The organism is Microbacterium sp. LjRoot205 (assembly GCF_056175745.1).
This window is the reverse complement of record NZ_JBGFFH010000010.1, coordinates 60,231-80,281: the sequence shown is the minus strand read 5'-3', so window position 1 is coordinate 80,281 and position 20,051 is coordinate 60,231. Positions and strand designations below refer to the sequence as shown.

The following is a 20,051-nucleotide window of genomic DNA, read 5'->3' as shown; positions in this document are numbered from 1 at the left end:
GGCTTCCCCAGGGGGGTGATCAGTCCTCGTTCGACGCCACGGGCGATGTCCGCCGGACCAAGAGGCCCAGACGTGCGGTCAACGCCCGAACTGCTTTTAGGGTGCCGGCGAGGCCCTCACCACCCTCGATGTACGTCTTCACGCCGTCGAGTCCGAGGACCGTCTGCCAGAAGAACGCCGGCATGATGATCAGCTCGGCCTCGTCCTGCGAGAGCTCCATGCCGATGCGGTTGAAGTTCGTCTGCTCGGCGTCGGGCCGCGGCACCCAACGGTCGCCGTCGAGGACAGCACCGTCGACAGCCATCTGCAGCGCCGCGGTGAGCTCGGCAGCCGCCCCTCCGCCACTGGTGACCGTGAGGTACGTGTCGGTGATCTGTCGGCCGGCGTGCCCCGGGAGGGGGCGGATCACGAACGGATCCACCCCATCCATGGTGAGCACGAGGTTCCGGCCGTCTTTCGTTGCGTCGATCATCAGGATCCCTGCTTCCTTCTGATCAGGCCGCGGTGTACGGCAGGGCGGTAGATGCGCCCGAGGAGTTGGTGATGATGATCGGTGCGGAACCGGCGACGGCCGCGGGGATCTGGAGCACGATCGCGTTGTCATCGATCACGCGGAACTCTGTGACTGCGGCACCGTCGATCGTGGCGGAGACCGTCGAGGTGAGGTTGTAGCCGCGAACGACGATCAGGTCACCGACCGTCTGACCGGTGGGCGATGCCGTCTCGAGGACCGGCTCGCCGTCGCCCGCGATGGGCGACTCGGTGAGCCGACGCACGACACCGTCGTTGTTGAGCGTGAACGTGAGCAGCGCCTTGTCGGCGTAGCCCGTGTTCGCCTCAGCGACCGCGACGGAGAACAGCCCCTCGAAGGCGGGGAAGCGCTCGTCCAGGGCATCGGTGATGATCTGGAACTCGCGCTTGTTCAGGCCGCCCTCGGAGTAGGCGGCGTTGATCAGATCGAGCAGCCACGCCTGCGCGGCGACGATCATGCCGGTGACGGGGTCACGGACCACCTCGACGTTGAACGACGGCGCGAAGTTGTAGCCGATAATCTCCGTGGAGTTGCGGCCCTTCGTGCCGAACACCTCACGCTGCGTGGTGATCGGAGTCGGGTTCAGGGCGAGGTTGTTGATGTCGCCCGTGACGTTGACGAACACGCCCGCGAGCTTCTGGCGCAGCAGGCGCTGGTGGGCGAGCGCGAGGGAACCCTGGGAGGGCGCCGTCGTGTCGTGGAGAGTGCGATCTCCCATGGGAGTCTCCTTCGGTTGTGATGAGTGCCGGCGCTTCCGGCGGTTCTACGGGCGGCGCCCGCGGAAGTGGTAGGTCGCGGCGGTCGCGGAGCGGCCCTGCGAGTCGGGGTCGAAGTCAGTCGCTGAGAATTCCCACGACCACGAGATGCCGAGCACGGCGGGCCGGTACTCCTTCTGATCGAGGAGTGCCCGCAGCTCAGCCGCCCACGATCGGACGTCGTTCGGTGAGCCCTTGCGACGCGTGAAGATCTGCGCCCGGTAGGTCATGTCGGCTCGACCGTCCGGGATCGGGCGGAGCGGGGTGAGGAGCGTGAACTCGCTCACCGTCGTCGGCATGATGCCGTCGAGGCGGATGCCGCGCTCGACGATCGCCCCGCTCGGCTTGTAGACCGCGAGGTTGTGGTCGTGGAGGAGCTGTGCGAGCGCGCGGTTGAGGATGATCTCGGGTGCGTCAGCCACCGCGCACCTCCGTACGGATGATGTCGCCGAGCTCGGCCTTGTTCTCGACCATCGCGTTCTCGACCCACTTGCCCTCGGCATTCGGGTTCGCGTCGGTTGAGAAGTCGTACTCGGGGTGCTCGTGCAGACGGGTCGCATAGGGCGTGTCGACGATGATCGCCGCGCCCTCCTGCGAGTCCGTCGCGGGCTCCACCGTGTGCGCGCCTGCGAGTGTCCCCTGATCCCAGGGGGAGCGGTCGACGGCGAGTGCCATGCCGCGCTCTGCGGCCTTGTTCTCGCCCGCGACGAGGCGGCGTTCGATCTCCTCGGTCACGCCGCCGAAGTTGTTCGTCATCGTGACGGTCGCGCGAACGCCCATGGTGACCTCACTCCAGCCAGAGTTCGATGTGCGAGGGGGTGCCGGGGTACTCGAAGCGAGCGGAGTCGATCACTTCGGAGGTGCGCTCGCGCGGTGTCCCAGCCCACACGGTGACCTGGGAGCGCGGCTGTGTGTCGTCCTCGAGCAGCAGCACCACAAACGCCGTGGCGGTGACCTCCTGGCCCTTTGTAGGGGAGTTGCCGCGGCGGTCGACGACGAGGCGCGTCTTCTGCTCGACGTACGCAGGGCGGTCCTCGCGGAGCTCACCCCAGATGTCACCTTCGGCGCCGTCGCCCTCGTGCGGCTTGATGCTCACGCGGTGGGGGAGATGCTTCGCGCGCAACCGTGCCACGACAGCCTCCTATGTGTGAGCGATCGCGCCGCCGATGAGACCGGCGTTCGCGAGAATGTCGAAGGCGCGGTCGCCGATACGACGGAGCAGCTTCTGGTGGTCGGTGAGGCCGTCGGACGAGGAGGACGTCGTGCCGAGCGAGACGGAGCCGATCTTCACCGCACCGGCGGCCGCTTCGGCGCCAGTCGGGTCATCGGTGATGCTCCAGTGCTCCGCGATCGCGACCGTCGCCTCGGTGAACGCCTCGGAGATCCCGGCGTCGGTGGCGTACCCGTCCGTGTCGACGTCGTAGATCGCGCGGCGGGTGAGCTTCTCGACCTCGATGGACGCCGAGCGGAGGCGCTTCTTGAGGACCTCGGGGTCGCCGTCCCAGTCCTCCTCGGCATACTTCGTGTAGTCCGAGGGGGTGGCGTAGGTGCGGGTCGCCATGGTCAGTCGGTCTCCGCGACCTCGTCGGCCAGGTCGAGGGTGACGAGGCTGGTTCCGTCGCCGACGATCGTGCCGTCGGGACGCTGGTAGGTGCCGAACGGACTGACGAGTTCAGTGCCCTCGGGGACCGGCTCGCCCTCGATGGTCCAGCTGCCGTCCGCGTTCTGGGTGGCGCCGGGGATCGGCTGCGAGGTGCTGGCGAGGATCTCGACGATCTCGGCCTTGAGCGCCTTCGCGGGGAGATCGACACCCTCCGTCTCTGCGATGTCGCGCAGCTGCGGGATGGTGAGCGCCGTGAGGTCGATGATCGGCTCGCCGAGCGCCTCCTGGAACGGGGCCTCGACGCCGAGGTCAGCCTCGATGCTGAACCCATGCTGGCGGAGAGCGAGCTCGCGTTCCGGGTGCAGGCTGTCGACGGTGGCGACACCGTCGCGGAAGTCGACGCCGAGCGCGTGCTGACGGCCAGGATGCGGGGTGGGGTGAGTGATACGCACAAGGATCTCCTTCGATGAGACGGCAGCAGATACGCTCAGCGCATGGACGACTTGAGCGAAGACAAGGTGTGGTTCGTCGACGATCCCGCGGCATGGGATAGCGGGGAGATCATCAGCAGGACGTGGTTACCGGATGAAGCGGTCCGTCTCTCGATCGAGTTCGACGGGTCGACACTTTTCGACGGTGCGCGAGTGCCTGGCGCTGAGGACCGCATGTACGAGGTGTGGGCGGTCGACCGAGGCTGAGGTGGTGCTCCCGGTGCGGCGGGCGAATACACGCCGCACCGGGAGCGGTGACGTCACTTGACAGGCAGGTCTGCCTGGTCCTTGACGGTCTGATCCGCCGGGTCGGTGCTGTCGTTGACGAGCGCCTTCCCGTCGGGGGTGGTGACGCCCTTGTAGGGAGTGCCACCGGGCTTGATCGCGCCCCAGATCTGCTCGACGGTCTTCGCGTCGCCGATGTCGATCTTCTTGTCCGTGGCGTAGGCGAGGAGCTCGGCCTTCTTCCACTTGTCGGATGGATCGCCAGCGGGGTACTTCCGATCGGGGTCGGAGGGATCCTGGGCAGGCTCGTCGCCGACTCCGTATCCCTGGCGCTCGAAGTAAGCGATCGCGGACTCGTCGTCGGTCTTGCCGACGCCGTCCACGAAATGCACGCCTGCGACGAGGCCGGTGAACCCCTCGACGGGGGTCTTGATGGTCTTCACCTTGGGCTTAGCCATGGTCGGACTCTCCTTACTGGACGCGGACGTTGCGGAGGACCGCGGCGGCCTTGGTCTTCTTGAGGGCGACGGCGACGGGGCCCATCTCGACCTCGCCCTTCTTCACAGCACCAGAGGTGGTGAAGTCGGGCATCCAGGTCTGGATGATCTGTCCGCCGACGGTGGAGACACCGTGGAAGCCGTCGATCCCAACGCGATAGGCGTAGAGGTCGGTGAGGCCGGTGGTGGAGACCGTCGCGACGGTGCGGGTGACGATCGGGATGATCGGGTTGTTCGTCCCGGGCTTCGAGCCAGGGTCGAGGAACGCGATGTTCCCGTACATCTCACGCGTGACCGGAACCTTCTGCTCGAGGTCTGCGAACAGGCCCTCGACCGGGTTGCGGGTGTACATGCCGGCACGACGGGCCGCGGCACGAACGCGCGCGAGCGCACGCTTGTTGCCGAGGATGACCGACGGGGCGCCGTCCAGGTACGCGAGGAACTCGTCGATCGCGTCGAGCGCCTTGTGCTCGGCGCGCGGGTTCGAGTCGAAGTCGCGCCAGTCGATGACGGATCCGACGCCGACCTCGGTCGAGGTGCCGGTGAGCGCCTTGTCGAGGCCGTCGAAGCCGTTCGCGTCGGTTGCGACGTCACCGTTGATGACGGCGTCCTGGAACTTCGTGGTCGTCGCCTTGATGGTCTGCTGCATGTTCAGCGCGATGCTGCCCGATGCGGCGGGACCGACCTTGGCGAGCACACGGTCGACCTCGAACGAGCCACCGAGGGGAGCCAGGGTGACGGAGTGCTTCGTGGTCGTGACGTGCTCGGGCGTGTACTCCGTGTTGTAGGCACGGAATGCGGCGTTGCGCTGCGTCTCGAGACGGCGGTAGCCGTAGTCGAGCGTCGCGCCGCCACCGACGGGGTTGACGACGTCTTCGAACACGAGGCTGTCGAAGATCGCGGTCTCCTTGCGGAACTCGTCGATCACGGCAACGTCGAGGTCTTCGACGGCGTTCTTCTTGCTCTCAGCGAGAGTAACGGGCATGATTCATCTCCCTTCCGGGGAGCTAGCCCTGCATCCGCGCCGCGACGGCGCCTTGCAGAGTGGGTGTGGGTGTGGTGCCGGATCCGCCCTGATGCCCGCCACCGCTTGTGCCGGGGAGGATCGGTCCTGCCTTGAACGCCGAGTTCCTCTCGAGCGCGTCTGTGATCGCCTTGTCGACGGCGACCGGGTCAGTCAGGTCGACAGCGGCGAAAGCTGTAGTGAACTCCTTCGAGTCCAGGAGCGCGGCGGCCTTCGCTCCGAGCTCGCCGGCGCGAAGGATGACCGTGTTGTCACGGCGGAGCTGATCGCGTTCCGAAGCGAGCGTGGTGTTCTCCTGCTCACGCTCGGTGGCGAGTTTCTCCGCTGCCTCCCGTGCCTCACGGTGCGTGCGTGCCTCGCCGCGAAGCTCGCGCACGTAGTCGTCCGGGCTGCCCTGGTAGTTGATGGGCGCGGCCGGGGCGGGAGCCGCCGGAGCAGGAGCAGCCGGTGCGGCTGGAGCCGCCGGGGCAGGTGCTGCGGGTGCCGGGGCCGCGGGAGCGGCAGGAGCGGCCGGCGCGTCGCCTCCTTCCCCCTCGGCGAAGCGGATGCCGCGGAGCTGGAACAGCGTCGGGCCGATCTGGGCCATGCCGTCGCGGTCGATCGCGACCGGGTGGCGGTACTTCGTGGGTGTTGCCATGGTGAGCCTCCTGCTCGTTAGGGACCTCGACGCCCTGCGCGTGAGGAGTCAGACCGTGCCGTCGCAGTGCAGGGCCGACGACGGCACGGAGCGTGGGGGGCGATACGATCGCCGCATGGATGCATGGGTCCCGTTGTTCGCTGCGTTCGTTGCCGCGGTGGCTGCACTCGGTGTAGCGCTGCTGAACAATCGAGGTGAGTCCGCCGAGTTGCGTCAACTCAAGGCACTGAATGAGGTCATAACAGGAATGCCGGCGTCGGCGGAGAAGGTCGTGCTCGAGAGGTCTCGCGACATGTTGGCCAAGCGTGTAGCACGCTGGGTTCGCACCGCTCCGACCCGACGGCGCCAAGCGTTTTTCCTCTCGGTAGGAGTCGTCGCGATCGCTGCTGGGACGCTCGTCCTGTTCCTGATCTGGCCTGACCTCGTCGAGTCGGGGTGGGATTCGGCGGCCGCCGTCATCCTCACATCGGCCGTCGGTCTCGCCGTGGCGATCGCATTTGTGATCTCGGGAGGAAACACAAACATGGCCGATCCTGGGATGCCGAGTGATCGAAAGCCCAAAGAGTGATCCCGGCGGGGCAGATCTACCTAGCGCCGAAAGGTGGACGCAGTGATGAGCAGCCTTCGCGTGAGAACCGGAGCCAGCGTTGACCCCAGCCGGGATGGTCTAGCCCCCGCCCAGGTGGGCGGGGTAGAATCGTGGTGAACGCGGCAGGCAGTCCCCTCGGACAGCCGGGCCGCGTTCGTCATTCCTTGGTGAGCCGGGTCACGGTGCCGGCGCGGTCGATGAAGATCACCTCGGAGAACCAGTCGCTTCCAGCCAGGCGGCGGCGAGTCTCGGCCATCGCGGTCGGCCCGTCGAGCGGGCTCCGGGCGAGGTCGAGCACGAGGCGACGCACGCCCTGTTCCTTCGCTCGCGAGAACTGGTTCGAGATCGTGTTCTTCCCGGCACCCTCGGGGCTTTTGAAGTCCCACACCTGACCGTCGATCGTTACGTCGGGGTTCTTCACGCCGTAGGTGAAGTCCTCGACCCGCCACCGTGGGCTGATGCCAGCCCGGGCCAGTCGCTCGCCTGTCGCGAGCTCGTGCGCTCGGGGGAACGCCCCAGTCGGCACGGTCTGTGTGCCGCGGTTCGACGGGCGGACATCGCCGAGCGTGCGAGCGGAGACACGATCGCCAGCGATGAGCGGCACAGGTGGCCTCGGGGGAGTCGGGGCGCTCGCGCGTCCGACCGGGCCGCGACCGTCGGCGAACCCGAGCTGCTCACGGTACGACTGACGCGTCCGACCGGTGTCGCGAATGAAGTCCCGCATATCGGCCTGAGCGGCACGCACGTCCTGTGCAGCCTTCCGGCGGTCGGTGTCGGTCATCGCTGACGCCTCGCGGCGCTTCGCTGACCGGATCTCCCGCTCAAACGCCCGCTGCTGCGCGCGTTCCTTCTCGGCGACCTCGTCATACGTGGTGTCGTCCTGCGGGACCGTGAGACCGGGGGAGTAGGCGACAAGACGGCACCGGCAGTTCGGGTGTCCCCAGCCTGCAGCGCGAGCCTCAGCGACCGTACCGGCGACGGCCACGGTGACCGTCTGATCGCGGGTCGAGTGGGGGAGGGAGCGGACGCCAGCGGGGGAGCCGTCGGTGGAGAGGATCTTCCCCGCCCATGACGCGCACTTCCTGCACGAGTCGAGCCCGCGGACGACGGTGACGAGGTTGATGCCCGCCTGACCCATGCGCCAGATCCCGGCGTCGTTGAACGCCCGGTTCACGGTGGTGCGGCCGGCCATTTCGGCGTACGCGCCGATCGTCCAGCGGCGGTTCGACTTGTCGACGAACCCGGTGATGCCCTCGGAGAGGAACCGCTGCACGGCGGACGCCTGCTGCACGCGCGACGTCGTCACCCCGAGGAGCGTGTTCGGTGAGTACAGGGCTACGATCCGCTGGTAGGCGTCCTGCGGGTATCGGGTGAGGCGTTGATTGAGCACCTCGAGCCGCGACTCGAGCGACAGGGCCACCATCGCGACGGCCTGGGATGCTGTGCCCGCGATCGGTGCGACCGCGTTGACCCCGGCGAAGCGGAGCGCGGCAGCAGCGGCAGCCTCGCCCTCGGTTGCGGCGATGCGGATGACGCGGTCTGCGAGATCCTCGGCGCGGAGGTCGGAGACGATCTGCATGGCGACGGCCTGTAGCTCACGAGCTGCCGCTGCACGGTGTGCGTTGAGTTCCGCGTTGATGCGGTTCCAGTGCCGACGCTCGGCCGCCGTCATCCCCATGCCGCCGGGAGCGGTAGGGAGCAGCGAGGCAAGCTGGAAGTCCCGGATCGCCTGCTTCGCGACCTCGCGGATCAGCGTGTCCTCGGCGTCCCTGTACCGCTGGGCGAGGTATCGGGAGAGATCTTCGATCAGCTCCTCGACGGACTCGCGCTCGGGGTTCGGGACGAACACAGCCACGTCGATCCCCTCCGAGCTGGCTTATCAGCCCGATACGCTCTGGCCATGGATAAGTTCTTGAGTTGGGACGGCTGGGCTGGAGTGAGTGCGATCGCTCAGATCGTTGCACTCGTCACGTTGATCGCCGGTTTCGCCCGATTCATTGCGCTACGTCGACAGGTGCCGTTGTTTCGATTCTCCTGGGACTTCATAGGGACACATGAGGTGGACGGTCACGAGTATCACCTTGTCGAGTTCCGAAACGTCGGTCGCGGCGCTGGGGAGTTCATGGATATTCACATCATTGGCGCCGATGTTCTGCGTATCGAGGGTTTCATTCCGCCAACCGTCCTCGGAAGCGGCGAGTCTTTCAGGGCGCTCTTGACTTCGCGCGATCTGTCTCAGGCATGGATTCGATGGATCTGGCGCACCCAGAATCATGAGTCTCGCTGGTTCGTCAGGTGGGCGCCAGCTGTCCGTTCCGGGGCGATGCAAGAGCAATGGAAGCTAGACGTCGAGCGGTGGCTATGGCGGTCAACATACGACATTGCGAGACATCGATTCAAACCCCGCTACGTCGGTCCCGGTGGAGCCCCGGCGGGGATGGCTTCCGGCCCCAACGGAGGGGATCGCCTTGCGAGCATGATGCTGGGGGGTGATTTGGAGGCGATCGTCACCCATATTCTCTTCCGGCAGGGCACACCCCAGGCGCTTCCATATGTTTCGCCACCGGCAGCCGAAAGCGCTTGACTCTGCCTCCGCCTCGGGTCTAGTCCGAGGTAACCCGCGCGTCGTCTGAGTTGTCGCCGTCGAAGGCAGCCGGGTCTGGCACCGCGGATCGCTCGGCGCGGATCGTCTTGACCTCCTCTTCGATCTGGTCGTCTTCCCAGTCGGGGTTCGCGCGTCGGACCTTCTGCTCGAGCGAGATCGCCGCGGCTGTGTCGAGCAGAGTGAGGGTGCGGGCGAGCTTCTCCGGGTCTTCCTGGGACACGTCGGGGAAGATCACGGTCGGCTGGTCGAACCGGCCGCCACCCTTCCCGGGGAACACGAGGCCGTCGATCTCCAGCGCCACCGAGGCGGCACGCCCGATCGCGACACGCTCCTGCAAGATCTTCTTGTCCCGGGTGCGCTCAGAAGCCTTGTCCTTCGCGTCGACCTCAGTCGCGGTCTGCTGCCGCTCACCGGCATAGTCGCCCCACGCGGACTGAGAGAACCCGGCCTTGCGGAGGATCTCGCGGTAGATGCCGAACGCCGTCTTCTCGTGCTCGTCGACGCGGATGTTGAACTGCACCTTGTCGAACGCGACCTCTCCCGGCTTGCCAGGCATGTTCAGGCCGACAAACATCTCCCGGCCAGAGTCGAAGGAAGCGCCCTGCCCGACGACGCCGTAGTCGAGCGCAGCATCGGGGACGAGGATCTTGCCGGCGCCGAGACGCAGGTCGCGCATCCACGACGAGAACGTCTCGTCGAGCCAGTCGAACAGCGAGTGCAGCTGTGCGAAGTCGGAGCGTCCCGTCGATGCGAGGACGCCCTTCTTCCGCCACGCCGCGGTCGGCATGTTCTTGTTGTACACAGCGGTCAGACGGTCGATGTTGGTGTGGATCCGCGAGTCCGCATCCACGATCGCCGCGTAGGTCTCCGTCTCGGGGATCTCGGCGAGCGGCACCCGGCGGCCGAGATTGTTCTCCGACCCGGCGTACAGGGCGTGCTCGATCATGCCGACGGCGTGGTGCTCGAGGTGCCGGTAGTAGACCGACCCCTTCACGTACTCGGACCACATCGTGCACTCGACGAGACGGCCCATGCGGAACGTCGGAATGATGACGTCGGCAGCGGACGGCTCCAGCCACACATGATCGGCGACTTCCGTGTCCCACCGGGTCACGAGTGCGACAGCACCGAGAGCGGACTTCAGCTCGCCCATCTGGTTGAACGTCGCGTGCGCTTCGTCACCGTTCGCGATCAGGTCGAGGCGCGTCTGCGCCTTCCCGTCGCGGCGGAGCTTCGTCTCGCCGGGGGACTCGAGGCGCACCTCGGGCGGTTCAGCGAATACGAGATCCGACGCGAGAGTGGCGAGGTCTGCCGGGGCGGGGACGTGCAGGCGCGCACGGTTTTCGCCGGTCGGGACCGGGCGGCCCCAGAACATGCGGGAAGCGGCACCGACGAGGCCACCCTGCATCGGCTGACCGTTGCGGACGTGCGTCGAACGGGTCTTCTCCGTGTTGCCGTACATCTTCGCGAGAGCGGCGGTGTCGCCCGTGTACCAGGCGTCATTCTCAGCGAACGCCTTGTACGCGTAGTCCCACGGGGCGGGCAGCCACGGTGTGTTCTGGTCGGGGATCGGCATGGCTCCCCTTCCGGGTGCGTCAGGCGGCGAGCTGTGGCCGCCAGTAGTTCTCGGTCGAGTGGGTGATGTACCGGCCGCCGTCGAGCGAGTGGTCGTTCTCCTTGACGACGACGTCCTCGCCGGCGTCGGTCGCTTTCGCGTCCCACCGGTACTCGGTGACTTCGGCGTTCCAGCCCTCGCACCGGTCGGTGACGATCATCTGGTCGTTGTCGAGGAGGTTCGCGATCGTCTTGATGCCCGGGAGGACATCGTTCACCGCAGGCCAGGGGGAGAGGCCCGTGCCTCGGAGATCCTGCTGCATCTGCATGTGCATGGATGCGGCAGCCGGGTCGAGCATCAGGAACCGTGGGGCGATGGTGAGCGGGTACGGTGTGTGATCCTCAGGGAGCCATGCGCGGAACCGCTGCGACAGGGCGGCGTCGGTGAGCCGCTGGTCGCCGTGGTCCTTTGGGTTGTACCGCCACTCGTCCATCAGCACGAGGCGAGAGTGCGGAACGGTGCGCCCGTACTTGTCGACCTTCGTCTCGTCGGTGACGCCGAGCATGAGAGCCGCGGTCGTGTTCGTCGTGCCGTAGTCCACGCCGATACCCATGACGTCGCGCAGGCGAGGCATCTCGGCCCACGGGATGACGTGACGGTCGGGATCCCACATCGGGTAGACGGCGCCCTCGGCGTTCGTCCACTCGCCCTTGATCATCCGGTCGTAGAACACACCAGAGAAGGACCGTTCCATGTCGGCGATGTACTCGGCCGATAGGTTCGGGTTGTCCTTCATCGTGAAGTGGAACGAGATCAGGTTCTTCTCGACGCCGGGGACGATCCAGTTCTTCCGGATCCAGTGGTTGCGCGAGGCGGGGTTCATCGTGGCGAGGAGACGAGCGCCGTCAACGCGGAGGCGCGAGATCAGCATGTTCCAGAACGGCTCAGGCATCAGCGCCGCCTCATCGACGTACGCGAGCGCCACCGTCGCACCCTGGATGCGGCCGACCGCCTTCGCATCCTTCGCACCGACGAGCAGCACCTCCCGGCCGAAAATCCGCGCCGACGTCGCACCCGGCGTGTACTGGATCTGCGACGAGATCACCGAGCCGAAGATCGCCGTGTTCTGGAACAGCACGAACACGTTCTGGTAGATCGTCTGCAGCGACCCGCCCGCGATGATGATGATGCCCGTCTTCGGGGCCTTCACCACGGCGAGCAGGAACGCGAACAGCGAAGCGACAGTCTTCCCCGCCGACACCGAGCCGAACCAGAGAGCGAGCTTCCGATCCATCGCATCGACGATGCTGAGGATCTGAGCCCGCGACACCAGCTTCTCGATGTCACTCAGAATCACTGGGTGTCTCCGAACGGATGTGTGCCGCCGCAGCTTGTAGGCCGTCCGCGAGAGTGTCGAGAACTCCGAGCGCCTGCTCGAGGCCGGTGTCGGATTTCTCCACGATGCGGGTCAGCTTGTCGAACGTGATGCCGGCCGTCGTGATGATGTTCCGACGCACCTCGACCGGGGCCGAATCCAGTACCCGCGACTCGAACGTGTTGTCCTTCCCGCCGAAGTTGTACACCTCGTACGGGCCGTCGATCACATCGAGCATGCCCTCGGACGCGGCGAGCATCTTCTCCGCCAGACGGATACGCCCGGCGGCAAGATCCACGGCACGAGCCTCGGTCGCCTGTTTGGTCTCTGACCGGTCAAAGGTCAGACCGGCATCGCGGCAGATGTTCGTGACGGATCCGGCGCTGATGCGGACGCGGCGGGCGATCTCGTTCCGGGCGAGTCCCTCGGCGTGGAGTGCGAGGACTTCGGCCTTCTGGTATTCGGAGATCGCCATGGGTGTTCACCTCGACTCGGGCCTCTTGCCCTGTGCGGGATGCGCTCTGGGCGCGGGGTGTTCGACACAGAGCTATCCACAAGAGGACGGGAGATGTGTCGGTAGCGGGTCGTACCGTTGAGTTACCCGCTGCGAAGATGCCGCGGGCGGAACGGGGATGCTGGTGATGTGTCAAGAGTGCGGGTCGACTGATGTCGAGCAGGTGTACGAACCGGCGCGGTATGCGCGGACGGATCGGACGAGGGTGACGTGCGGAGCRTGCGGTTACCTGCGGCACTATCCCGGACCGCCGACGGCGAACGGGTGATGTGATGGATGCGAACTCGTGGGCGGTCATTGCCGCTGGAATCACGATCGTTGTCGGGGGTGCTGCGGCGATCTTCACGTGGGTGCAGGCTCATGCGGCGCTGGAGTCTCTGAAGGACGCTCGTGCGGCGCGGGATGAGGCGAAGGCGTCGGCGGAGGAGAGCGCTCGTCTCGCTAGTGAAGCAAATGCAGCGTTCCTCCGTCAGGCCGAGGCTCAGGAGGAAGCCAACAAGCTGAAGATCCTCGAGATGACGCCGCCGGACTGGACAGGGCCGACTCACCTCGGGGGTGACGCGTACAGGATGCTGAACTCGTCACGGACGGTGCTGCACGTGACTGACATCGACGTGCAGCCCGAGAGATTCGCGCCGATGCTGAAGATTAGGAGCTGGCAGCCGGATGGCACGTACGAGCTCGGTGACGTGATCGAGTTCTTGGCGTTCAAGTCACTGGGTGGTGGTCCGGAGAAGATGACGATCTTCTACACGCGAGAAGGGTCGGACGCGCCGCGGCGGTTCGTGGTCCGGCTCTGATATGCGAAGCCCCGGTTCCTCTGTTGAGGGCCGGGGCTTCGGTCTGGGCGGACTTGTCCACCATCTACGTTCTATCGTTGCGGGTTTCGCGAATTAATGCACACACCTCGGTAAGGTCTGGCTATGACGAGAATTCTGAGTGTGTCTCATGACGACGAGCCGAGCCTGTTCGCAGGCGACGTACTGAAGTCGTACCAGTTCGTTTGCGGAGCATGCTCGGGCCCCATCTTGTCGCCGTCGGATCACGTAGTCTTCGAACTGACCGAGCGAGACGTGCCCGCTCAGTTTGAGTTCGTGCACAAGCGCTGCGACCAGAACCCGTCGGGGACGCGGTACATGGCGATCTCGACACTCTTGGGAAACCTGCGCGAGCTCGGCACATTTGAGCCGATCCGGGCATAGACGGCGCTACTTCCGCGAGGCGGCTCCGCGCGGCCGGCCCCGTCGCACACTGGGCTCGATGCGGAGAATGGCCCTGGACCTCACCTGAGTGACGCCGTCCGTGTTGATGCGAGTTGCGAGGCGCCCGGCGTTGATCCACCGGTACACCTGGGACACGTGGCGGCCGACCAGTAGGGCGGCTTCCCTCGCGGACACCCACTCTTTCGGCTCAGGCATAGATGTCACCGCGCGTGGTTGTCGCCAGACACATTAGATTGTGCCCATGGCTCTGACACCTGCTCCACTCGCTATCGTCGCGGAAGCTGCAGCGGCACCGTGGTGGGGAGTGCCAGTGGTCGCCGGCAGCTTTCTCCTGATCGGTGCGGCGCTCGGGTTCTTGTTCAACTGGCTGCTCGAGAACAGGAAGCAATCGCGGGCTGAAGCAATTCGCTGGGATAGCGATATCCGTGAGTACGCTGCTGACCTCATCAGCGCTGCGCGCAAGCTCGAAATGGAGCACGCGCTTCAGAGCGGATTTACGGCGGGATCGCTGAACATATTTCGAACGGAGCTTGATCAACTTACGGACCAGCAGCGAGCCGAGTTGCTCGGCGGTGACACAGCAGAGGAGTGGCTGCGAAGCCGAGTTGAGGGTGTCCGAGACGAAGCTCCCGAGTTCGAGGCTAGCCGCACGAGGGTGCGGGCCGAGTGGGAGAATGTCTACGCGCTTTCCGCAAGCATCCAAATGATCGCGCCGCGCCGCATTCGAATCGCGGCGGAGGCTCTCGTTGAGGCCCTGCATCGCGCCACCCGTGTCGATGCTCTCGATTTCAGTAGTCGCGACCCACGTCTGGTCCTCCGGGCGAACCAAGGACTTATCGACGCCGTGCGTGCGCACCTGGGGCGGCCTGACGACGATGGGAATGATCCGTTGACTTCCGGCGCTTCTGCTGACTCTGGGGTGGTTGCGTAGCCGCCCCAGAAGAGCACTTCGGTCTGCATCGGCATAAACGGTCATGTTGCTGTCCTTTCGGGGGTGGGTTCGATGGTGTGGGCGTCCTGGATGACCCAGGAGCCGCGGAGGTCGGGTTTGAGGCGGTGCTGGTCGCCGTCGCAGAGCGCCTGGACGCCGCTGGGGCGTGACCGTTCACCGAGGAGGTGGCAGTCGCATTTGCAGTCGAGCGCTTCGCAGTCGGCGTGCAGCCGGTGCTCACACGTCGGCGAGCCCTGCCAGCGGATGATGTCGGGGCGAATGCGGGCGCGTTCGACGCCACAGAAAGAACAGGTCACGACGGTCGCGCCGCGCTTCTCGTGCGTGTTCGCGATTGTCAGGGCGTCGCACGACGGGCACCGTTCCCGGACAACGGGCTTCTCCCTCGAGTCGACCTCGAGGGACCGGTACGCGCGCTCGGCAGCGACAGCGAACATGACGGCGTCGCGTGCCCCCTCTTCGTCGTGCACCCACAGGTCGACCGTGCGGCCGGCGCGGCTCTTGAGGTGTCGGAGGCACTCGTCGAGGGCGAGAAACGTGAGCGACAGGTTCGAGTAACCGCCCGGTGTCGATCCGCTGATGCCACCGCTGTCGGGGGAGACGAGACGGCCTTCGGCTGCGTTCAGCGCTGCACGGAAGTCGCCCCAGCCGACAACCGCGTTGACGACACGGTCGTAGCAGTACGTGCAGAGGAACCCCCGGTCGGCGCCGCGGGGCAGGCAGCCCCAGCACATCCCGAGGTTCTCGCGGAAGCCTGGGTGATCGGGGCACGTGACTCGGTGCGCGTCGAGCTCTACGCAGGGGCGGACGCTGGGAAGGCCTTTCGTTGTGATGCAGAGCACAGTCATCGCTGTACCCCGTCCACCGCTAGAGTTCGATCCATGCCGTCGTCTGTCATCGTTGAACTTCCCTTCGACTGGGTTGGGTCAGTGGTCGTGCCGGTTGCCGCGATTCTGATCAGCACATTCATCGCTGTGATCGCGATGAGACGGGAACGAGCGCGCGGTGATGCCGACCGAGTTAGAGCGCAGGCAAGCGAGCTAATCCGGGCGCTGAACCGCGTCGGACGTGCGTACGCTGCGCGGGACATGAGCGCGCTGAACGACGCCAACGCCATATACGAGCAAGAACTCAACGCCTTCGCCGCGCAACTCGACCGCCACGACGTCGTAGTTGCGAAGTTCGTTTGCATCATCGCCAACAAAGCTGACGACGAAGCACTCGAGGACTCGTCCCGGACGATGCTTTGGCTCGCAACTGCTATCGAGTTGTGGCTGCGGCGACAGCTCTCGTCGGACGACTTCGCCCGCAATATGCCGCGAGATACGACTTCGTGGGTAGAGCGAATCGAACTCGGGCAATGGCAGATGGTGTTGAAAGGCGAACCTGTTATCGGGATCGCGGACGTTCCAGCTACTGATCGCTGAGAGAATCGACGCGCTCCGAGGGGCTCAGAACGGTGTGTCATCGCCGAAGCCTCCCGTCGTGGACCATTCGCCAGCGGGCGTCTGAGCGCTCGGTGTTGCCCATGGCTCCTCCGATGCCGCCGGGGCCGCGTTCGTGCGCTGAGCCCCGCCGGACGACGCGGCGCGGGTGACCTGCGCGGTCGCGTACCGGAGCGAGGGGCCGATCTCGTCGACCTCCAGCTCGATCGCTGTGCGCTGGTTGCCCTCGCGGTCCTGGTAGGAACGCTGGCGCAGTCGGCCCTGCGCCATGACGCGCATGCCCTTCGTGAGGCTCCCGGCGACATGCTCGGCGAACTCACGCCAGACCGACGCACGGAGGAACAGCGCCTCGCCGTCGACATACTCGTTCTTCGCCTTGTCGAAGTTCCGGGGCGTAGAAGCGATCGTGAAGTTCGCGACGGCCAGGCCGTTCTGCGTGTAGCGCAGCTCGGGGTCGGCCGTCAGGTTTCCGACGACGGTGATGACGGTCTCGCCAGCCATTAGTCCTCGCCCTCCACGTCCACCGCGATCTCCGGCTGGATCGCCTCGCCGGCCTTGAACTCGATCTCGACGTACGGCACCGCTTCGTCGAAGAATCCCGGTGGAACGGTGATCTTCGCTCTGACGATCACCGTTCCCGGCTCGACGGCGGCGTCCTTCGACTTGGCGAGCTTCACGATCTGCAGATCGCGGGCGTAGCGGCCCGGCTTGAGATGCAGATACGCGACCTCGCTACGGGGGAATCCGTTGATGGTGCTCATGATGCTTTCCTTTCCGCGCGGTCGCGCGTGTTCTGTTCTCTGACTTCGTTCATGTACTTCGTGTGCCAGTTCTTCGCCGTGTGCCCGTCGATGCCGAGCCCGCGGCCGATCTCGTTCCACGACTTCCCGAACCGCCGATCTGTGGCGATCTCCTCGCCAGCACGGGACGTGTACGCGGACGGTCGACCGGTGCCAGGACCGCGGCGGCGAGTGATCGGGACGGGGGAGGGCGTCGGCTCGAGCTTCACGATCTGCGCGATGCGATCGGCGACATCGATGCCCTGTGCGACTGCCTCCGCGTTCAGGCGTCGGTAGTCGGCGAGCGGAACGTTCACCTTCACGGGCAGGTAGCCGTCCATCAGGCGACCTCCGCCCGGTAGGTGCAGCGGGTGCATGTGCCGTCGGCGAGCAGCGTGTGCAGCCCGTCGAGGCAGATCGTGCCGGGGAGGACGGTGAACGGCTCCGCGGTCGGCTTCGACTTCTCCRCCTTCTGTGCGAGCTCGTACGCGGTGCGAGCAGTGCCGCAGGAACGGCAGGGGGCGTCGGTGCCGTTGGGGTGGTTCGAGCAGAAGGGGGAGAGGGGCGCGCTCGCGCGCTCTGCTCCCCTGTTCCCCTGTTCCTCTGTTCCCCTGTTCCCCTGTTCCCCTGTTCCAGGAGCGACCTTTCGCGAAACTTCGCGAACATTCGCGAGAGACTCACCGATCAGCGAATCCTTGTAGTTGAAAGTGCCGTCCGGCCTGGGCATTCTTCCCGGCTGTGGCTTGTCGACCCGCTGGAAGGATTCCCAGAACGACAGGAATAGCAGCGACGTGCCGCCACCCTCGTATCGGTGGAGCAACCCGGCCTCGTGAAGCTCGGCAAGACCTTCGGACACCCTCGCGAGGGTTCGCGAAGGCTCGCGAGCGAGATCACGCATGAACAGGTCGCCACAGATCAGAGCGAGATCGTCCTTGCCGACGCCGTTGTCATCGACGTACGACTCGAGGCCCTTGAGGACGAGCCGCGCGTGCCAGTCGACAGACGCGACGCGCTCCGAACGCCAGAACTCAGGCTTGGTGCTGCGGATCCTCACGACGGCCTCCCTTCGCTGATGTGTCGACGCTCGGTCGCGGAGACGAGATAGTGCTGTTCGCCGTCGAGGTACTCCACCGGCGTCGCGATGCAGCGCTCGAGGGTCTTCTCGTTCGTGGAGTCCTTCCGGACGTACAGGCCCCGCTCCTCGAGCTCCATGAGGACGATCGCCCCGGCGTCGGCCTTCGCGCCGTTGCACTTCCAGCACGCCGCCACGAGGCAGCGCGGGTCGTTCAGCACACGGGAGCCGCCCGAGCCGCGGTTCGCACGGTGATCGGTCGTCGTCGCCTCTCCCTCACACCCAGGGAGCGCGAGGAGGCAGAAACCCCCATCACGGGCGATGACGTCCTGCTTCATGTCGACGGGCGGGTGGTTCTGGCCCTTGCGGCGGTTCATCGCTTCTCCTCTCGGTGGCACTGGCATGCGAGCGCATGCGTGGCGGGTAGGTGATCCCGGACGGTCGAGTGACCGAGCGGGGTCCAGCAGCAGCGGCGACGGCACGGCTTCCGCATCTCGCGCGGCTGGGTTTCCGGGGATGCGCCCGGGGGCAGGTTCTTCACGCGTGCGCCTCAGCCTTCTTCTTCGGCACGGGGATCCCGCGGCGCTGCAGATGAGAGGCGGAGACCTTCGAGCAGAGCCCGAACGCGTCGAGACGGTTCACTGTCTGACCGCACAGCCGGCACTGAGGCCAGCCCTCGTGCATCAATTCGACGATGCGCAGCCGCTCCAGCGTCACCTCACGGTTCGGCACCCACACCTTCTCCTCGACCTGGGTGAGCGCATGGGCGATGTTCGCCTCGAGCACGGCGGTCATGCCGCATCCTCGATCAGCTCGGCCTCACGCTGCGCCGCCCACTGCTTCTCGAACTTCTCGAAAGTGATCCGCGGATGCGAGGCCCAGTGCTCGACGAGCTCCTCCGAGGCGTACGCCAGAGCGCGCGTCTCGTTCCCCATGAACAGCGAGAACGGGTCGATGCCCTTCTCCCTGCCGCGAGCGTTCAGCATCGCGCCGCGGGTCGCCTCCTCCGCCGCCTCGTACTGCGAGCAGAGGGTGTCGTTGTACTCGGCGCGGCACTCGCGCCACGCGTTGAACGCCTCGCTGATGATGCTCATGCCGCACCTCGCGCTCGTAGCTCGGTCTGGTCGAAGGCCTCGAGCCCCAGCTCCTCACGGATCCGTTCGACGGTTTTCGACGCGCATCCGATCGTCTCTGCGATCCGCCCGTCCGACCACCGCTCACGGTGCAAGCGGATGACGCACTCGCGACGCTCCAGCGGGGTCAGCCGGACGGGTTCCCCCTGCAGAGCAAGGACGACGGCGGTCTCATCGATGCCGTCGTCTTCGTCAGGGACGGGAGGCTCGACATCGGTGTCGATGTCGTCCCATGCGAGGGCCGGAAGCCACCGGCGAGCCTTCGCGAAGTTCTTCGACCGGGAGTATGCGACCTTGTCGGGCCAGGACTCGTGGGGCGGCTCCTGACACCAGAGCTGCTCGAAGAGATCCCGCGCGGCGAGGTGCGTGGAAACCAACACCTGATCGCGGCGCAGGAGGGTGGTCAGCTCGTCGGTTCCGAGGCTCATGCGGGTGGCGAGCTTTGCCTGAGACCACCCGGCGACGACGAGCGCCTGCAGCCGCCGATGCGTGCCGGTCGCCGGCACCTTCTGACCGGGCGCGAGGTTCTCGAACACGGGCTGCACCGCGAGGATCCTCTCGGCGGTCTCCCGCTTGACGCGCTTGAGCATCTCACCGTGACGCGGGCCCGGATCCTGGCGCCCCCAGATGATGTTCCGCGCCGGGGTTATGCCGACACCCGCGAGCATCGCGACCCGCTTGTAGCCGATCCCGAACTCGCCGAGTGCGAGCATATGCTCGCGCACCGGTGCGACATCGACGAGACCAGAGTCGTAGCGCCCGTAAGCCTTCTGCTTCTTCCGGTTCCGCTCGCGGGCGTTGTGCGCCTCGACGCACGGCGTGCAGCGGCACTGGTGCTGAATGAAACATGTCGACGCGACCGCGTGCTTGTGCGCCTCAGGGCAACGTATGGGCGCCTTCTCGCGCGGCGGGAGCTTCACATGCTGCCCGAGATCGCCGGCCTTCCACGCAGCCTGATAGTGGCGACGGCAGAGGCGCCGAGCGACGGTGCGGCCCCCGCATCCCTCCTGAGTGCAGACCTGCGGCTTGCCGGTCATCGGGTCACCCC

29 protein-coding genes are annotated in these 20,051 nt (G+C 66.1%); 6 read left to right on the top strand and 23 right to left on the bottom strand.

Going from position 1 to position 20,051, the window contains the following annotated elements; translation table 11 throughout:
- Positions 1-19: 19 nt before the first annotated feature.
- The 7 genes from AC04ME_RS17400 to AC04ME_RS17370 are packed head-to-tail and all read right to left on the bottom strand — an operon-like array spanning position 20 to position 3,342.
- On the bottom strand, positions 20-472 hold the full coding sequence (locus tag AC04ME_RS17400) for a hypothetical protein (protein WP_475436283.1): 453 nt from the start codon (positions 470-472) through the stop codon (positions 20-22).
- 22 nt (positions 473-494) lie between these two features.
- Positions 495-1,250, bottom strand: coding sequence for an IPT/TIG domain-containing protein (locus AC04ME_RS17395; protein WP_475436282.1), 756 nt, complete (start codon positions 1,248-1,250; stop codon positions 495-497).
- Between the two features lie 45 nt (positions 1,251-1,295).
- Positions 1,296-1,709, bottom strand: a complete 414-nt coding sequence (locus AC04ME_RS17390) for a hypothetical protein (protein ID WP_475436280.1) — start codon at positions 1,707-1,709, stop codon at positions 1,296-1,298.
- A complete protein-coding gene (locus AC04ME_RS17385) occupies positions 1,702-2,067 on the bottom strand; it encodes a hypothetical protein (RefSeq protein ID WP_475436279.1) in 366 nt (121 codons plus the stop codon). The genes AC04ME_RS17390 and AC04ME_RS17385 overlap by 8 nt, the downstream gene beginning before the upstream one ends.
- A 7-nt stretch (positions 2,068-2,074) precedes the next feature.
- Positions 2,075-2,419: a hypothetical protein gene (locus tag AC04ME_RS17380; RefSeq protein WP_475436277.1), complete on the bottom strand. Its 345-nt coding sequence runs from the start codon at positions 2,417-2,419 to the stop codon at positions 2,075-2,077.
- A gap of 9 nt (positions 2,420-2,428) precedes the next feature.
- A complete protein-coding gene (locus AC04ME_RS17375) occupies positions 2,429-2,848 on the bottom strand; it encodes a head-tail connector protein (RefSeq protein ID WP_475436274.1) in 420 nt (139 codons plus the stop codon).
- 2 nt (positions 2,849-2,850) lie between these two features.
- The gene (locus tag AC04ME_RS17370; RefSeq protein ID WP_475436271.1) at positions 2,851-3,342 is read right to left on the bottom strand and encodes a hypothetical protein; all 492 of its coding nucleotides are present in this window, start codon (positions 3,340-3,342) and stop codon (positions 2,851-2,853) included.
- 42 nt (positions 3,343-3,384) lie between these two features.
- On the opposite strand from AC04ME_RS17370, the gene AC04ME_RS17365 reads away from it, so the two are divergent.
- The gene (locus AC04ME_RS17365; protein WP_475436269.1) at positions 3,385-3,588 is read left to right on the top strand and encodes a hypothetical protein; all 204 of its coding nucleotides are present in this window, start codon (positions 3,385-3,387) and stop codon (positions 3,586-3,588) included.
- A gap of 53 nt (positions 3,589-3,641) precedes the next feature.
- On the opposite strand, the gene AC04ME_RS17360 is transcribed toward AC04ME_RS17365, so the two are convergent.
- The 3 genes from AC04ME_RS17360 to AC04ME_RS17350 are packed head-to-tail and all read right to left on the bottom strand — an operon-like array spanning position 3,642 to position 5,764.
- Positions 3,642-4,064 carry a hypothetical protein gene (locus AC04ME_RS17360; protein WP_475436268.1) on the bottom strand — a complete coding sequence of 141 codons (423 nt, stop codon included), beginning with the start codon at positions 4,062-4,064 and terminating at the stop codon, positions 3,642-3,644.
- A gap of 13 nt (positions 4,065-4,077) precedes the next feature.
- Complete coding sequence (locus AC04ME_RS17355) at positions 4,078-5,088, bottom strand: major capsid protein (RefSeq protein WP_475436266.1); 1,011 nt, start codon at positions 5,086-5,088, stop codon at positions 4,078-4,080.
- A 22-nt stretch (positions 5,089-5,110) separates the two neighbouring features.
- The gene (locus AC04ME_RS17350; RefSeq protein ID WP_475436263.1) at positions 5,111-5,764 is read right to left on the bottom strand and encodes a hypothetical protein; all 654 of its coding nucleotides are present in this window, start codon (positions 5,762-5,764) and stop codon (positions 5,111-5,113) included.
- Here AC04ME_RS17350 and AC04ME_RS17345 point away from each other — a divergent pair.
- Positions 5,763-6,332, top strand: a complete 570-nt coding sequence (locus AC04ME_RS17345; protein WP_475436260.1) for a hypothetical protein — start codon at positions 5,763-5,765, stop codon at positions 6,330-6,332. The genes AC04ME_RS17350 and AC04ME_RS17345 overlap by 2 nt on opposite strands.
- Before the next feature lie 178 nt (positions 6,333-6,510).
- Here the strand turns inward: AC04ME_RS17345 and AC04ME_RS17340 are convergent, their stop codons facing one another.
- Positions 6,511-8,208: a phage minor capsid protein gene (locus tag AC04ME_RS17340; RefSeq protein ID WP_475436258.1), complete on the bottom strand. Its 1,698-nt coding sequence runs from the start codon at positions 8,206-8,208 to the stop codon at positions 6,511-6,513.
- Positions 8,209-8,253: 45 nt separating this feature from the next.
- Between AC04ME_RS17340 and AC04ME_RS17335 the strand changes: the two genes are divergently transcribed.
- Entirely contained in the window at positions 8,254-8,937 is a 684-nt protein-coding gene (locus AC04ME_RS17335; RefSeq protein ID WP_475436256.1) for a hypothetical protein, read from the top strand.
- A 19-nt stretch (positions 8,938-8,956) separates the two neighbouring features.
- On the opposite strand, the gene AC04ME_RS17330 is transcribed toward AC04ME_RS17335, so the two are convergent.
- From AC04ME_RS17330 to AC04ME_RS17320, 3 genes are read right to left on the bottom strand one after another with little or no spacing between them, the layout of a single operon-like run.
- Positions 8,957-10,534, bottom strand: coding sequence for a hypothetical protein (locus AC04ME_RS17330; RefSeq protein ID WP_475436255.1), 1,578 nt, complete (start codon positions 10,532-10,534; stop codon positions 8,957-8,959).
- A gap of 19 nt (positions 10,535-10,553) precedes the next feature.
- Complete coding sequence (locus AC04ME_RS17325; RefSeq protein ID WP_475436253.1) at positions 10,554-11,870, bottom strand: PBSX family phage terminase large subunit; 1,317 nt, start codon at positions 11,868-11,870, stop codon at positions 10,554-10,556.
- Positions 11,857-12,363: a hypothetical protein gene (locus AC04ME_RS17320; RefSeq protein WP_475436252.1), complete on the bottom strand. Its 507-nt coding sequence runs from the start codon at positions 12,361-12,363 to the stop codon at positions 11,857-11,859. Before AC04ME_RS17320 ends, AC04ME_RS17325 begins: the two co-directional genes overlap by 14 nt.
- A gap of 311 nt (positions 12,364-12,674) precedes the next feature.
- Between AC04ME_RS17320 and AC04ME_RS17315 the strand changes: the two genes are divergently transcribed.
- The gene (locus AC04ME_RS17315) at positions 12,675-13,202 is read left to right on the top strand and encodes a hypothetical protein (protein ID WP_475436250.1); all 528 of its coding nucleotides are present in this window, start codon (positions 12,675-12,677) and stop codon (positions 13,200-13,202) included.
- 664 nt (positions 13,203-13,866) lie between these two features.
- Positions 13,867-14,556: a hypothetical protein gene (locus tag AC04ME_RS17310; RefSeq protein WP_475436248.1), complete on the top strand. Its 690-nt coding sequence runs from the start codon at positions 13,867-13,869 to the stop codon at positions 14,554-14,556.
- A gap of 41 nt (positions 14,557-14,597) precedes the next feature.
- Here AC04ME_RS17310 and AC04ME_RS17305 read toward each other — a convergent pair whose 3' ends face one another.
- Positions 14,598-15,308, bottom strand: coding sequence for a hypothetical protein (locus AC04ME_RS17305; protein ID WP_475436246.1), 711 nt, complete (start codon positions 15,306-15,308; stop codon positions 14,598-14,600).
- A 147-nt stretch (positions 15,309-15,455) separates the two neighbouring features.
- Here AC04ME_RS17305 and AC04ME_RS17300 point away from each other — a divergent pair, with 147 nt between their 5' ends.
- Positions 15,456-16,001 (top strand): hypothetical protein, encoded by a 546-nt coding sequence (locus AC04ME_RS17300; protein ID WP_475436245.1) that lies wholly within the window; start codon positions 15,456-15,458, stop codon positions 15,999-16,001.
- A 24-nt stretch (positions 16,002-16,025) separates the two neighbouring features.
- Here the strand turns inward: AC04ME_RS17300 and AC04ME_RS17295 are convergent, their stop codons facing one another.
- From AC04ME_RS17295 to AC04ME_RS17260, 8 genes are all read right to left on the bottom strand, one after another.
- Complete coding sequence (locus tag AC04ME_RS17295) at positions 16,026-16,520, bottom strand: single-stranded DNA-binding protein (protein ID WP_475436242.1); 495 nt, start codon at positions 16,518-16,520, stop codon at positions 16,026-16,028.
- A complete protein-coding gene (locus AC04ME_RS17290; protein WP_475436240.1) occupies positions 16,520-16,780 on the bottom strand; it encodes a hypothetical protein in 261 nt (86 codons plus the stop codon). The genes AC04ME_RS17295 and AC04ME_RS17290 overlap by 1 nt, the downstream gene beginning before the upstream one ends.
- Complete coding sequence (locus tag AC04ME_RS17285; RefSeq protein ID WP_475436238.1) at positions 16,777-17,139, bottom strand: hypothetical protein; 363 nt, start codon at positions 17,137-17,139, stop codon at positions 16,777-16,779. Before AC04ME_RS17285 ends, AC04ME_RS17290 begins: the two co-directional genes overlap by 4 nt.
- Positions 17,139-17,852 (bottom strand): hypothetical protein, encoded by a 714-nt coding sequence (locus AC04ME_RS17280; RefSeq protein WP_475436236.1) that lies wholly within the window; start codon positions 17,850-17,852, stop codon positions 17,139-17,141. The genes AC04ME_RS17285 and AC04ME_RS17280 overlap by 1 nt, the downstream gene beginning before the upstream one ends.
- Positions 17,849-18,247, bottom strand: coding sequence for a hypothetical protein (locus AC04ME_RS17275; protein WP_475436235.1), 399 nt, complete (start codon positions 18,245-18,247; stop codon positions 17,849-17,851). Before AC04ME_RS17275 ends, AC04ME_RS17280 begins: the two co-directional genes overlap by 4 nt.
- Positions 18,248-18,407: 160 nt before the next feature.
- Positions 18,408-18,665 carry a hypothetical protein gene (locus tag AC04ME_RS17270; RefSeq protein WP_475436233.1) on the bottom strand — a complete coding sequence of 86 codons (258 nt, stop codon included), beginning with the start codon at positions 18,663-18,665 and terminating at the stop codon, positions 18,408-18,410.
- The gene (locus AC04ME_RS17265; protein WP_475436230.1) at positions 18,662-18,964 is read right to left on the bottom strand and encodes a hypothetical protein; all 303 of its coding nucleotides are present in this window, start codon (positions 18,962-18,964) and stop codon (positions 18,662-18,664) included. The genes AC04ME_RS17270 and AC04ME_RS17265 overlap by 4 nt, the downstream gene beginning before the upstream one ends.
- Positions 18,961-20,040, bottom strand: coding sequence for a hypothetical protein (locus tag AC04ME_RS17260; protein WP_475436228.1), 1,080 nt, complete (start codon positions 20,038-20,040; stop codon positions 18,961-18,963). The genes AC04ME_RS17265 and AC04ME_RS17260 overlap by 4 nt, the downstream gene beginning before the upstream one ends.
- Between the last annotated feature and the right edge of the window lie 11 nt (positions 20,041-20,051).

What these genes read in the sequence shown, in the direction of transcription:
- AC04ME_RS17275 (WP_475436235.1), bottom strand. Translation starts at nt 18,247, where the DNA reads ATGAACCGCCGCAAGGGCCAGAACCACCCGCCCGTCGACATGAAGCAG.
- AC04ME_RS17295 (WP_475436242.1), bottom strand. Translation starts at nt 16,520, where the DNA reads ATGGCTGGCGAGACCGTCATCACCGTCGTCGGAAACCTGACGGCCGAC.
- AC04ME_RS17300 (WP_475436245.1), top strand. Translation starts at nt 15,456, where the DNA reads ATGCCGTCGTCTGTCATCGTTGAACTTCCCTTCGACTGGGTTGGGTCA.
- AC04ME_RS17290 (WP_475436240.1), bottom strand. Translation starts at nt 16,780, where the DNA reads ATGAGCACCATCAACGGATTCCCCCGTAGCGAGGTCGCGTATCTGCAT.
- AC04ME_RS17385 (WP_475436279.1), bottom strand. Translation starts at nt 2,067, where the DNA reads ATGGGCGTTCGCGCGACCGTCACGATGACGAACAACTTCGGCGGCGTG.
- AC04ME_RS17375 (WP_475436274.1), bottom strand. Translation starts at nt 2,848, where the DNA reads ATGGCGACCCGCACCTACGCCACCCCCTCGGACTACACGAAGTATGCC.
- AC04ME_RS17360 (WP_475436268.1), bottom strand. Translation starts at nt 4,064, where the DNA reads ATGGCTAAGCCCAAGGTGAAGACCATCAAGACCCCCGTCGAGGGGTTC.
- AC04ME_RS17285 (WP_475436238.1), bottom strand. Translation starts at nt 17,139, where the DNA reads ATGGACGGCTACCTGCCCGTGAAGGTGAACGTTCCGCTCGCCGACTAC.
- AC04ME_RS17345 (WP_475436260.1), top strand. Translation starts at nt 5,763, where the DNA reads ATGGTGAGCCTCCTGCTCGTTAGGGACCTCGACGCCCTGCGCGTGAGG.
- AC04ME_RS17330 (WP_475436255.1), bottom strand. Translation starts at nt 10,534, where the DNA reads ATGCCGATCCCCGACCAGAACACACCGTGGCTGCCCGCCCCGTGGGAC.
- AC04ME_RS17320 (WP_475436252.1), bottom strand. Translation starts at nt 12,363, where the DNA reads ATGGCGATCTCCGAATACCAGAAGGCCGAAGTCCTCGCACTCCACGCC.
- AC04ME_RS17355 (WP_475436266.1), bottom strand. Translation starts at nt 5,088, where the DNA reads ATGCCCGTTACTCTCGCTGAGAGCAAGAAGAACGCCGTCGAAGACCTC.
- AC04ME_RS17310 (WP_475436248.1), top strand. Translation starts at nt 13,867, where the DNA reads ATGGCTCTGACACCTGCTCCACTCGCTATCGTCGCGGAAGCTGCAGCG.
- AC04ME_RS17270 (WP_475436233.1), bottom strand. Translation starts at nt 18,665, where the DNA reads ATGACCGCCGTGCTCGAGGCGAACATCGCCCATGCGCTCACCCAGGTC.
- AC04ME_RS17400 (WP_475436283.1), bottom strand. Translation starts at nt 472, where the DNA reads ATGATCGACGCAACGAAAGACGGCCGGAACCTCGTGCTCACCATGGAT.
- AC04ME_RS17265 (WP_475436230.1), bottom strand. Translation starts at nt 18,964, where the DNA reads ATGAGCATCATCAGCGAGGCGTTCAACGCGTGGCGCGAGTGCCGCGCC.
- AC04ME_RS17260 (WP_475436228.1), bottom strand. Translation starts at nt 20,040, where the DNA reads ATGACCGGCAAGCCGCAGGTCTGCACTCAGGAGGGATGCGGGGGCCGC.
- AC04ME_RS17395 (WP_475436282.1), bottom strand. Translation starts at nt 1,250, where the DNA reads ATGGGAGATCGCACTCTCCACGACACGACGGCGCCCTCCCAGGGTTCC.
- AC04ME_RS17365 (WP_475436269.1), top strand. Translation starts at nt 3,385, where the DNA reads ATGGACGACTTGAGCGAAGACAAGGTGTGGTTCGTCGACGATCCCGCG.
- AC04ME_RS17335 (WP_475436256.1), top strand. Translation starts at nt 8,254, where the DNA reads ATGGATAAGTTCTTGAGTTGGGACGGCTGGGCTGGAGTGAGTGCGATC.
- AC04ME_RS17305 (WP_475436246.1), bottom strand. Translation starts at nt 15,308, where the DNA reads ATGTGCTGGGGCTGCCTGCCCCGCGGCGCCGACCGGGGGTTCCTCTGC.
- AC04ME_RS17315 (WP_475436250.1), top strand. Translation starts at nt 12,675, where the DNA reads ATGGATGCGAACTCGTGGGCGGTCATTGCCGCTGGAATCACGATCGTT.
- AC04ME_RS17350 (WP_475436263.1), bottom strand. Translation starts at nt 5,764, where the DNA reads ATGGCAACACCCACGAAGTACCGCCACCCGGTCGCGATCGACCGCGAC.